The sequence below is a fragment of the Paraglaciecola algarum genome, assembly GCF_021532655.1.
In the GTDB taxonomy this organism is placed as follows: domain Bacteria; phylum Pseudomonadota; class Gammaproteobacteria; order Enterobacterales; family Alteromonadaceae; genus Paraglaciecola; species Paraglaciecola algarum.
On the sequence record NZ_JAKGAS010000007.1, the window covers coordinates 71,154 to 83,218 of the forward strand.

Consider the following 12,065-nt stretch of genomic DNA (forward strand, 5'->3'; position numbering starts at 1 on the left):
CCCTAATCAATTATTGAGGGGCCCGATTTTACCAATCCACGTTAATAAGTGACCACTTATTAACGTGGAATTGAACTAGGTTACTGAATTTTAAACTTAGCTTTTAACTCAGTAACGCGCTGAATAGATTCAGGCAGTTTATATTCGCGTTTTTTCAAAGTACGTTCCGCTAAAAAAGCATTATCTGCTGCGAACAATGCATCGACATAATTCAGATAAATTTCTTCATTTTGCATTTGATCAGTCACAGCGCGATCATACAATTTCACCGCTTCTGTATAATCTTTTTCAGCCATCCGGATTTGTGCAAGTGTGTCCAAGGCAGCAGCATTATCTGGTTTTATCGCGACAGCTGCTTCTCCATGCTCTTTAGCTTTATCAATTTGTCCCGCTTGTAAATACAAATAAGCTAAATTATTTCTAGCCACATAGTTTTGGGGATTTTGTTGAATAGCCGTTTCATACGAGGCTATGGCAGAAGACACATCCGAACCTAGCTGTCTTTCTGCTAACAACATACGAGCAGTTTGGTCGTTAGGTTGTTTGGATACATGTTCAGCCAGTAATTGGGTACCTTTAGCACTTTGTTTTAACTGTTCATAACTTGCTAAAATCACCAACAAGTTTCGCGTAGTAGGACTAGCATTATAAGCTGTTAAAGCGTTTTCTATGGCTAACTCTGGCTGCTTATCCTTTAATTGTAAGCGAGCAAGAAACCCTTTAACCAAAGGTTTATCCACCACAGATTCAGGTAATAAATTATATTTAACTTGCGCTTGTTCGTAATCTGAACTCATTAGCAAAAAGTGCAAATGTAAAAGCTGCATTTGTAAATCGTCACGATTATTTAAAAAACCTGTCGTCACTTTTAGTGCATCTTCAAACTTATTTTTGTTATCTAACAAGAGCAACTTACCAATATTAGCGTCTTTGTTATTAGGCTGTTGTGCCAACCAAGCATCGTAGTGTTGATTGGCTTTTGTTACTTGATTTGTTCGAATATAACTTTGGCCTAAAATTTTCCAATATCCAATTGGCAAGTCTTTGCCATTTTTTAAATCTTTTAGTAGTTCTATGGATCCTGCATAGTTTAGCTCAGCTGCCTGCACTCTTGCTAACAACAAACGTAAACCTAAGTTTTGTTTATCGCCATTAAAGGCTTGTTGAATTTTACTCAGAGCTAAACTCGCGTCTCCTTCTTGCTTCGCAATTAAATATTGCGTCGCTAAAGCAGGCACGTTTTGCGGATATTCCACCAAAATGTCATCTAACATCTGAGACGCTTGAGAGACATTCTTTTGCAACAACTCTAAGTTCACCATAGCTAACTGTGGCGACACATTATTTGGCGATTTGCTCAAGGCTTGTTTAAATTCGTTTTTGGCTTCGGAGTACTTTTGTTGTTTGGTATAAACCTCACCTGCTAACATAAAAGGTTTTATGTCATTTGGTGCACTAGTTTTCCATTCATTGGCTAATATCAGGGCTTTATCAAACTGTTGAGTAGCTAAATAGGCTTTACCCAAAGTGGTTTGTGCTGCTTCTAAATCAGGCGATTTAGCCACAGCTTCTTCTAAATTGACTATGCCATCTAAGTTATTTAGTGAAAGTTGCAATAAACCTAAACGAGTTAAATCCTCAGCTGTATTGCTCAATCCTGTGGAGCGCTCTACAAGTCCTTCCGCTTCTTTTTCAAAACCATCTTTTAAAAGTTCGTAACTAGCTTTAGAAAACAAAGGAGCATCTTGTTCAGACAAGCTATCTAGCCGACCTAACACGTCACCTACCTCTGAAGTTAAACCTAACTGCAATTGACTGGCCGCTAAAAGTTTTAAACCTGGGTGATTATCTGGCAGAACACTAGCGACATAGGACAAATGCCTGTTGGCACTAGTATAGTCCTGAATTTGATAGGCGGAATAACCAGCAATTAGAGCTAAAGAAGTCTCATTAATCCCGGCATTAATAGCAAACTCGGCATATTTTAACGCAGTGGCGTATTCTTGTTTTGCGGCACTAGTGGCAGCCTTAAGTTGATTTAATAACGGATTTGTACCGTTTATCAATAAAAGTTTATCTATGTACGAATCTGCTTGAGCAGCCTTACCAGTATCCACCAGCAACTTTGCCAAAACAAACACAGTCTGACTATCTTCAGGGAACAAACTAACATATTCAGTAAACACTTCAATTGCCTGATCAGTCTGACGTAGAGACAAATGCAATTGTGACAATAATTTCAATAACTCAGCATTTTGAGGTGCCTGTTCTTTCAACGCAGTCACTTGAGTTAAAGCTTCTTGATAGTTTCTATCCACTACAAACATATAGGCTGCTGTGAGTGGTTTATATATTGAACTAGTATCTAAACTTGCAAGTTCTTCTATTAATACCTTGGCGTCTTCTAATTTATTCAAACGAACTAAAGACAAAACTTTAAAATAACCAATCTCAGCTCGTTCTACCGAGGTTAAACCGGCATTTCCATGTTCTATCTTACTGATAGCTGAGTACGCCCCCGTTTGATGGTAAGCCTGAGTTAACAGAGGGATAACCTTCGACGCGTCATAGCCATATTCTAAGGCTCGGTTTAACTCTTTTTCAGCATTTTCAAACTGCTTTTGCTGCAAATACAATTGGCCTAATTCAAAACGAGCCAAGGCTGATTTTGGGTCAACTTGAATGGCATTTTTTAAAGATAAAATTGCAGCATTGGCGTTATTTTCAACCGTAAATTGTTTGGCTTCTTGTATGTATTCATCACTGGTTTTTTGACCGCAACCTGCTAAGCCACCCAATAACATCCCTACCATGACTAAATTCAGACCCGTCTTACAAAAAGTTTTCATCTATTTTTCCCTATCAATTGATTAACTCTATAATAACCCGACTTAATGAAACTTAAACACTTGGTCCCAATTTTTATCTAAAATAATCAGCCCTTGATTAAGTGGCACGGCTGAATAAGAGTTGTCCATTACAGTGACCAGTTTCAAGCGTAATAATTTAGCTAACGCATCCTCTATTTCAAAATCCAATTTAAGCCCAAATTTGTCATCAAACCAAGTTTCTATTTCCTTATCTAACTCTTGACTAGTTAAGCCTGACTGACTAACCAATAAAAAGTAGTAAGCCAATATCGCCTCTTTACACTCTTCCTCTTCTGCTGAGTCGATTAAATGATGAAAAACTCCGCTATTATTGTCTAAGTTTTTGCAATACAAATTATCGGCTAAGGTTTTCATAAAACTTAGTTTTCTATTTTTAAATTTACTCCACTCTTTAAAAATAAAACCGCCAAGTACAGCTAGTCCGGCACCTAATACTAATAACTGCTGACTGCCTATCACCACTTCCTTGTTACTTAGTCCAATCCAATAACTCATTAAGGCTGCAACTAAAACAAGAGACGCACCCAACTTAGTTACCAAAACCACCGCCCCTCCTACGAGCGCTGAACCACCAATAATTGCTTTATCAATATTTCGCATCCGTACTTCACTGTTAGGAAACAACATTTCTAAGTCAGCTTTTGGAATGTTTTGAAACAACTTAATGACCGTAGAGCCAGGTTCAAAATGCGCCACTGTTTTGTTTTTCTGCTTAAAATATTCTGCATCTTTAAACTTAATATATACAGTCACTTTGTCGTAATTGGTAAATCGGATCTTTTGCTTTTTAAGGCCCCAATATTGGCTCAACACTTCCGTTTTCTGTTGTTCTCCCCTGCGATAAAACACCACTTCTTCAAAATCTTCAAACTCCACGACTAACCTTACTTTAAACAGAGATTCTTCATGCAAAGCTTCTTGTAAATCTGTATCTGTGATTTTTTCAAAATTTGCTGCGTTGAGTACTTGGGTAAAATCTTGAGCAAATTTTTGCTGTTTTTGTGCCAGAATTTCAGGACTATCTTGATCTAATTTTAAAGTATCGCTGTTTGGATCAAATGGGGCATAATTCTCTTTTAAAGCCTCAAGTATTTGGTGATACTCAAAATGCAAAGTGCTGGTTAATATGCGACAGAAGTCAGCAAACTTTACATTTTGTTCAACAGATAACCGTGAATCATGAATACAAGCTTGAATTACATCAGCTTTTCGCAAAGGAATGAAACGGTCTTTCTGTCCATTCTTTTCACTTAATGTTTCCCCTGATTTTTGCATAAATTTCCTAAAAATAGTCTTTCAATAAACTGAGTCACTTAAATTGGCTTGTTAACCAATATCAGCAAATGTTAATTATTTGCACTAACCGCATGGGGCTTTCTCAACATTTCTGACAATAAACTACAAAATAAAGCATTATAAAAACACATTTTTGAAAAATAATGCAATTAAACAAAGCATTACGTGGAGTAAATCTAGAAAATCGAATATAATTTGACCTTTGAAACCGTGCCGGCTTCGCCTTAAATAATTGTATTACCGATTTTAGAAATTGTATTACCGATTCAAATAATGCTGTGCCTGCCTGTACCCTGGGAACATTGATGACAACCACATCTGATATTACATTTAGAGATTTAAACCTACCCGAAGAACTGCTGCAAGCATTAGAAAAAGTTGGTTATGAAAAACCAACTCCTATTCAAGCTGAAAGTATTCCAATTATATTAAACGGTGACGATTTATTAGGAACGGCGCAAACCGGTACTGGTAAAACGGCAGCATTTGCTTTGCCTATGCTAGCCAACGTTGACCCTGATGACAAAAACACCCAATTATTAGTATTGGCACCGACTAGGGAGCTAGCTATTCAAGTAGCCGAAGCTTTCCAAGTATATGCCAGCTTTTCTAAGAAAATTAACGTACTACCTGTTTACGGTGGTTCTTCTTACGACAATCAAATCCGTCAGCTAAGACGTGGTGCACAAGTAGTCGTAGGTACACCTGGTCGTGTTATCGACCACATTAAAAAGAACACACTTAAATTAGATAAATTAAAATTCTTAGTACTTGATGAAGCTGACGAAATGCTACGTATGGGCTTTATTGACGACGTAGAATGGATTTTGAGCCATGCACCTAAAGAACGCCAAACCGCGTTGTTCTCAGCCACCATGCCAGATCCAATTCGCAAAATAACCAAGCGTTATTTGAATGACCCTAAGCAAGTGAAAATTGAATCAAAAGTCACCACAGCTAGTACAATTCGTCAGCGTTATTGCCAAGTGGCAGGCCATCATAAGATGGAAGCCTTGACCCGTATCATGGAAGTGGAAAACTTCGATGGCGCTATCATTTTTGTGCGTACTAAAACCGCGACTATGGAATTAGCCGAAAAATTATCAGCTCGCGGTTATGCTGTAGAACCTTTAAATGGTGATATTCCACAAAACTCTCGTGAACGTACTGTTGATCGATTGAAAAAAGGCAAAATTGATATTCTTGTTGCCACTGACGTTGTAGCCCGTGGTCTAGATGTTGAACGTGTTAGTCACGTAATTAACTTTGATGTACCTTACGATACAGAATCTTATGTACACAGGATTGGTCGTACAGGTCGTGCGGGCCGTGAAGGGGATGCAATATTATTTATTTCACATCGTGAAAAACGTATGTTGTTCTCAATAGAGCGCGCTACAAAACAATCTATTGACTCAATGGCGATACCTTCAATTTCAGAGCTAAATGAAACACGTTTAAGTCGTTTCAAAAGCAGTGTGATTGAAGCGATGAGTGATTCTTCCATTGAAACCTTGATCCCAATTGTTGAATCAATTCAAGAAGAAACCGAAGCCGCTCCTGAAGTGATCATGGCTGCATTGGCTAAGATTGCACAAGGTGATGAACCACTTATACTTAAAGAAAGTGACCGCCCAGACTTAAACTCTCGTCCACCGAGAAACGACCGCAACGATCGTGGAGATAGAGGTGATAGAAACGATCGTGGCGGTAGAGACCGCGGCCGCAGTAATGACCGTCCTAAGCGTGAACGTAAGTCAGGTCCTCCTAGTGAAGGCATGCAACGCTACCGTATCGAAGTAGGTCATACTCATGGTGCTAAGCCAGGCAACATAGTTGGCGCTATTGCAAACGAAGCGAATATCAGTAGTAAAAACATAGGTGCTATCGAAATTTATGACAATTTCAGCACAGTAGATTTACCTAAGGATATGCCTAAAACAACACAAGACGTGTTACAAAAAACACGCGTAGCAGGCCGCAGTTTAGGTATGCGTGAATGGTCAGATCAACCACCTAAAAAGCGTGGCAATCCAGGCAATCGCAAATAATTAATTTGATTCAATCATTTAATTGAATATATAAAGGGCTAATTTTTATTAGCCCTTTTTTTAACATCAAAATTTGAATTATCCTGAGTGATGTCAATTCAAGTAATACCAAATACAGTAAATAATTGGTGTAACCACTTATCCGCTTTTTAGTACGTTCGTCATAAAAATCATTCAAACAATATTTCTTTTGATATCGTAATTTTCGACATCAACAAGGAGAAATATCATGTTCAAATCTTATATTTGTAAACAAAGTCGTAAACCTATTCCAATGTGGTTGTTTATGCTCATGTTAGTTCTGTGGGTTACTGATTCAAAAGCGAATCCTGACTGGACACAAGATTGGACAGGTAAACTTAATATAACGCCAGAAATGAGCTTAACCCTCATTCTTCATATCAAGCAAAAAGATGGCAATTACCTAGCAACTTTAGACAGCGTGGAGCAAGGCGCGATGGGCATTGCAGCGAGTCATACAAATATCAAAAACCAACACTTCTTATTTCGGTTTTCGAGCATAGGTGCACAATTTAAGGGAGAATACCAAGGAGGAGAACTGGTAGGGACATTCAGTCAAGGTGGAGGCAAACTTCCCCTCTCTCTAACCCCGTTAACCCCAGAGTTGAAACAACAGGTCGCAGAAGCTAACGCTCGCCCACAAGAGCCACAAGCCCCATATCCATATATTGAAGAAGAAGTGAGTTATACCCATGTTAAGCAAAATTTTAGTTTTGCAGGTACCTTAACCAAACCTAAGGGCAATAGCCCTTTTGCGGCAGCAATTTTAGTGTCTGGCTCTGGCCCACAAGATCGAGATTCCAATTTAATGAATCACAAACCATTCAAGGTAATAGCAGATCACTTAACTCGGTTAGGGTATGCCGTTCTGCGCACTGATGACCGAGGCACAGGAAAGTCTGGTGGTAAATTCGACAATGCTACAATTAACGATTTCTCATTTGACGTTGAATCAGCCTTTAATTACCTGTCACAACGAAAAGACATAGAAGCCAGCAAAATCGGCCTAATTGGTCATAGCGAAGGTGGTATGACAGCACCAATATTTGCTGCTCGGCAACCAAAAGTTGCGTATATCATTATGCTTGCAGGATTAGGTGTTTCAGGTACAGAATTATGGGCTACTCAACAAAAAGAATTAGGCTTAGCATCAGGTATGACAGATGGCGCGGCTATTTATAATTTACAGTATAAAGCCGCTACTATGGCAGCAAATCACGCCACTGAAGCTGACCTAAAAACTTTATTCAGCACCATACCCGGAGCAAATGAACAGCTCCTCAGCACTATGTCCAAAATGTTAACTAGCCCATGGGGCCAGTCATTTACTTCGTATCAACCAGCTGAGATTTTAAAGCAATTAAACATGCCCTTGTTAGCTATAAATGGAGACTTAGACATACAAGTAAACGGCCAAGCCAATCTAGCTGGAATTCAGAAAATCATGACAAAAAGCCAGAATAAGGATGTTACTATCACCTTATTACCTGGTCTAAATCATCTTTTTCAAAAAGCTAAAACCGGTCACGTAATTGAATATGCGCAAATTAACGAAACGATAAACAAAGTTGCCCTAGATACACTTTCTCAATGGTTAATTACGAGATTTTAAAATGTTAACACCTTATTGGCGATATCAAATCATTGGCTGGTTTACCCTATTGACTTTGGACTTTAGCGGTAAATACGCCGCTAAAATGATGATACCGTCACTTTTGTTAGCAGTATTAATTTTGTATAGCTTGGGTTTATTGGTTAGCCATGGGATGCGTTATATTTTTAAACAGTATTGTGCCCAACTTACTATAGCCAAACTTATACCTGTAGCTTTTTTGGTCAGTTTTGTTGGAGCGTTTTTATCCTCTTCTGGAATGATGTTGCTATTGTATTTGAGTGGTCATCAGGCTTTTACAGATGACAAAGTGAATGCCATGCAAATTTATCAATACAACATATTTATGATGTGGTTGTTTTTATCAATTTGGACGGGCTTATACTTATTTGTCACTCGCCAACGCCAAGTTGATGACTTAAACCAGAAACAACAGGCGCTGCAAGACAATTTACAACAATCTCAGTTACACGCTTTAATGAATCAGTTAAACCCACACTTTATGTTTAACAGTATTAACAATATTCGCGCATTGATTTTAGAAGATAAACATAAAGCTAGAGACATGTTGGCTCATATGGCAGATATGTTGCGATACAATTTAAAAGATCAAGACAAAGCGTTAGAAGCGTTAAGCAAAGAACTAGAAATTGCCAATGCATTTATGGCACTTGCATCCATTCAATTCGAAGATAGGTTAACCTTTGTGGTAGAACTTGACGATAATATCGATCAGGACATTTTAATTCCACGAATGCTCCTCCAACTACTGTTGGAAAATGCTATAAAGCACGGTATAGCTAAAAGAATGCAAGGTGGCGAAGTCAAATTAAAAATTAAGTTACTTACCAATAATATTAGTATTGAAGTTACCAATCATGGGCAACTAGTCACAGGATCCAAACCGCAAGATACAAAAATTGGTCTTCAAAATATTCAAAGCCGATTGGCTATGCTGTATGACAACGAAGCAAGTTTCGAGATAAAACAAGTTAATGAGTTAGTACTTGCTAGAATATTAATACCAAAGGGTTGATATCATGCGCGCAATAATTATTGAAGATAGTCGGTTGGCAAGAGTAGAACTTAAAGAGCAACTTTCTCAATTTACTGATATAGAATTAATCGCCGAAGCTGAAAATGCAGAAGCAGGTATAGAATTAATCCACCAATCCCACCCTGATTTACTATTTTTAGACATTCAATTACCGGGTATGGACGGTTTTGCTTTATTGGAAAAACTCGATTTTTTACCTCAGATAATTTTCACTACAGCCTATGACGAATATGCGGTTAAATCCTTTGAAGTGAATGCATTAGATTACTTACTTAAGCCCATTACTAATGACAGATTACAAGGAGCAATCGACAAAGCGAGGCAACAGTTTAAATCTGCAGCCATATCACCAGACCAAACATTACAACCCAATAGTCGTTTCTTCGTCAAAGAAAAAGAACAATGTTGGTTAGTTGAATTACAGCAAGTGCAATTGTTTGAATCAATTGGCAACTATACGCGCTTATACTTTGAACAACATAAACCTATGATTTATAAATCTTTAAACCAGATTGAATCTCGCTTACCCATAGGAAATTTTTTTCGAGCTAACCGCACCGAGTTAATTAATATGCAATATGTGAAAAATGTTGAGATGGTTTTAAACGGCCACCTTTTGATTAGTTTAGAAAACGGCAAAATAATTGAATTATCTCGCAGACGAGCGACTGAATTTAAAAAACAAATGTCTCTATAATTTCATTAAAAAGTAACAAGTAAGTCTAAACACAAATAAAGTCAGTTTGGCTAATAACCAAAAAACATAAAATTGTCGCTATAGACTGTTTATTCACTGGCTATTAAAGGGCAAAATGCTTATACAGCACTTAGAGTAAGACCCAATGAAATACTTTCCAATTTTTTTAGATACCACAGACCTATCTTGTTTAGTTGTCGGCGCCGGTGAAGTTGCCGCGCGTAAGGTTGAGTTATTACTTAAAAGTTCAGCCCAAATTACAGTTGTCGCTCCATGGGCTTGCGATACTGTTAAAGAATTTGCAGAGCAGAAAAAAATTAAATTACATGTTAGACCTTATGCAGAGTCCGACATGTTAGATCAACAAATGGTATTTGTGGCGACGGATAATGGCGAACTCAATGTAGCGATTCACGACCAAGCTCGTGCCCAAAAAATATTAGTGAATGTGGTTGATAACACGCCTTTATGTCAGTTCATAACACCATCTATAGTCGACCGTTCCCCCATTACTATTGCTATTAGTAGTGGTGGTGTAGCACCTGTATTACTCAGATATTTAAGACAAAAATTAGAAACAGTTATTCCTCACAAAGTCAGTTTACTTGGCCAGTTTTCTGAAAAATTTCGTGAACTCGTGAAACAAAAATTAAACACAGTCACCCAAAGACGTTACTTTTGGGAAGATGTGTTAGATGGTGATATAGCTGAAAATATCTATCAAGGTAAGGTTGAACAGGCTGAACAAAAATTGCTGGCTAAGCTAGAAGATCCAGAAACCAAACAAACTCAAGGTGAAGTTTATTTAGTCGGCGCCGGTCCGGGAGATCCAGAGTTACTCACATTTAAAGCTCTGCGGTTAATGCAGAAAGCCGATGTGGTGGTCTATGACAGATTAGTGTCACCAGAAATTCTAGAAATGGTGCGTCGCGATGCAGAAAAAATTTATGTGGGCAAAGCAAAAAGTGATCATGCTGTGCCCCAAGAAAAAATTAATGAATTATTAGCTAGACTCGCGCTAGAAGGAAATCGAGTAGTTAGATTAAAAGGTGGCGATCCATTTATTTTTGGCCGCGGTGGGGAAGAAATAGAAACTCTAATCGACCATGGCGTTAACTTTCAAGTGGTGCCTGCCATTACCGCGGCCAGTGGTGCGGCTAGTTACTGCGGCATTCCTTTGACCCATAGAGATCACTCAAAATCAGTGGTATTTGCAACTGGCCATCTCAAAGACAACAGTATTAATTTAAATTGGCAAGGGTTAGCTCAGCAAGATCAAACCATAGTGTTTTACATGGGACTCACGGGTCTTCCAATAATATGTGAAAAACTCATAGAGCATGGGTTATCGCCTGACACTCCAGCTGCCATGGTACAATCAGCCACGACTCCAAGACAAAAAGTGGTAACAGGTACCCTAAGCACTATTCAAAGTATTGCTGAACAAGCAGGAATTCGTCCACCGACCTTAATTATAGTTGGCTCGGTAGTCAGTTTACATAAAAAATTAAATTGGTATGACGAAAACAATTAGTCCTTATCTAATTGCTTTAAACAGAAGTAAGTGTCTACTATAGTATGGAGTTCAAGGGTATTCTGTAGGGAAACAAGACATTGGCCATTCATTTAACTACAAATCAGATTAAAGCAATCAATCTCGTCGCCTTGGTTGCTTTAATTGGTTGCAGTGTTTTATTACTTATACACACTTTAGACATCCTTTCTATTCCCCTTTCAATTCAAACAAGGTTAATAAGCATAGTACTAATCTCTAGTGCAATAGTACTTTTCGGAGTCATATTTCCACTGCTCAACAAAGTAGAACAATTAATAACACAACTTCAACTAGCCAACACTCAAGATACTTTAACGGGTTTAAATCAAAGACACACATTTACACCATTGGCTAAACAAACCATAGCACTTAGTCTGCGATATAGATGGCAACTATCAATCATCCGCTTCGACATCGATCATTTTAAATCCATAAATAGCCAATATGGCAATCAGGTTGGTGATGCGGTAATCAAACATGTAGCTTTAACCATTAGCGCAAACTGTCGTGAGTCAGATAATGTGTTTAGATTTGATGGTGAAGAATTCGTTTTATTATTGCCGCAAACCAATCTAGAGCAGGCACTAAGACTTGCGACTAAAATTAATCAAAAAGTGCTGTCGGCCCCACTCTCAACGGACAAATTAATCTTGGAAGTCAGTGTAAGCGCAGGGGTGTCCGAATTACAATCAGAAGAAACGGATTTAGAAGCAACATTAAAACGAGCAGACCAAGGATTGAAACTTGCAAAAGAGCAAGGTAGAAACAGAGTAATGCTAGCAGAGGGTTGATTTCTAACTTCCCAAATCGGCCTTAATCTGCTATTAATTCACAGCGAATTTATATCAGCATGAACTGGTATTAGATGGATATTAAAATTACAAA

The 12,065-nt window shown here is 38.2% G+C and carries 8 protein-coding genes; 6 read left to right on the forward strand and 2 right to left on the reverse strand.

Going from position 1 to position 12,065, the window contains the following annotated elements:
- Nucleotides 1-80 precede the first annotated feature (80 nt).
- Entirely contained in the window at nt 81-2,849 is a 2,769-nt protein-coding gene (prsT, locus tag L0668_RS13245; RefSeq protein WP_235313143.1) for an XrtA/PEP-CTERM system TPR-repeat protein PrsT, read from the reverse strand.
- A gap of 42 nt (nt 2,850-2,891) precedes the next feature.
- On the reverse strand, nt 2,892-4,166 hold the full coding sequence (locus L0668_RS13250) for a TMEM143 family protein (RefSeq protein WP_235313145.1): 1,275 nt from the start codon (nt 4,164-4,166) through the stop codon (nt 2,892-2,894).
- Between the two features lie 326 nt (nt 4,167-4,492).
- Between L0668_RS13250 and L0668_RS13255 the strand changes: the two genes are divergently transcribed.
- The 6 genes from L0668_RS13255 (at nt 4,493) to L0668_RS13280 (ending at nt 11,971) form a co-directional block, all read left to right on the forward strand.
- On the forward strand, nt 4,493-6,238 hold the full coding sequence (locus L0668_RS13255; protein ID WP_235313147.1) for a DEAD/DEAH box helicase: 1,746 nt from the start codon (nt 4,493-4,495) through the stop codon (nt 6,236-6,238).
- Nucleotides 6,239-6,467: 229 nt separating this feature from the next.
- Nucleotides 6,468-7,871, forward strand: a complete 1,404-nt coding sequence (locus tag L0668_RS13260; RefSeq protein ID WP_235313149.1) for an alpha/beta hydrolase family protein — start codon at nt 6,468-6,470, stop codon at nt 7,869-7,871.
- Nucleotide 7,872: 1 nt separating this feature from the next.
- Nucleotides 7,873-8,907, forward strand: a complete 1,035-nt coding sequence (locus tag L0668_RS13265; RefSeq protein WP_235313151.1) for a sensor histidine kinase — start codon at nt 7,873-7,875, stop codon at nt 8,905-8,907.
- A 4-nt stretch (nt 8,908-8,911) separates the two neighbouring features.
- A complete protein-coding gene (locus L0668_RS13270; protein WP_235313153.1) occupies nt 8,912-9,625 on the forward strand; it encodes a LytR/AlgR family response regulator transcription factor in 714 nt (237 codons plus the stop codon).
- Between the two features lie 145 nt (nt 9,626-9,770).
- The gene (gene cysG, locus L0668_RS13275) at nt 9,771-11,159 is read left to right on the forward strand and encodes a siroheme synthase CysG (protein WP_235313155.1); all 1,389 of its coding nucleotides are present in this window, start codon (nt 9,771-9,773) and stop codon (nt 11,157-11,159) included.
- Nucleotides 11,160-11,239: 80 nt separating this feature from the next.
- On the forward strand, nt 11,240-11,971 hold the full coding sequence (locus L0668_RS13280) for a GGDEF domain-containing protein (protein ID WP_235313157.1): 732 nt from the start codon (nt 11,240-11,242) through the stop codon (nt 11,969-11,971).
- Nucleotides 11,972-12,065 lie beyond the last annotated feature (94 nt).

Excerpts from the sequence above, each read along its gene's own strand:
- L0668_RS13260 (WP_235313149.1), top strand. The coding sequence starts at position 6,468 with ATGTTCAAATCTTATATTTGTAAACAAAGTCGTAAACCTATTCCAATG.
- cysG (WP_235313155.1), top strand. The coding sequence starts at position 9,771 with ATGAAATACTTTCCAATTTTTTTAGATACCACAGACCTATCTTGTTTA.
- L0668_RS13270 (WP_235313153.1), top strand. The coding sequence starts at position 8,912 with ATGCGCGCAATAATTATTGAAGATAGTCGGTTGGCAAGAGTAGAACTT.
- L0668_RS13255 (WP_235313147.1), top strand. The coding sequence starts at position 4,493 with ATGACAACCACATCTGATATTACATTTAGAGATTTAAACCTACCCGAA.
- L0668_RS13250 (WP_235313145.1), bottom strand. The coding sequence starts at position 4,166 with ATGCAAAAATCAGGGGAAACATTAAGTGAAAAGAATGGACAGAAAGAC.
- L0668_RS13265 (WP_235313151.1), top strand. The coding sequence starts at position 7,873 with ATGTTAACACCTTATTGGCGATATCAAATCATTGGCTGGTTTACCCTA.
- prsT (WP_235313143.1), bottom strand. The coding sequence starts at position 2,849 with ATGAAAACTTTTTGTAAGACGGGTCTGAATTTAGTCATGGTAGGGATG.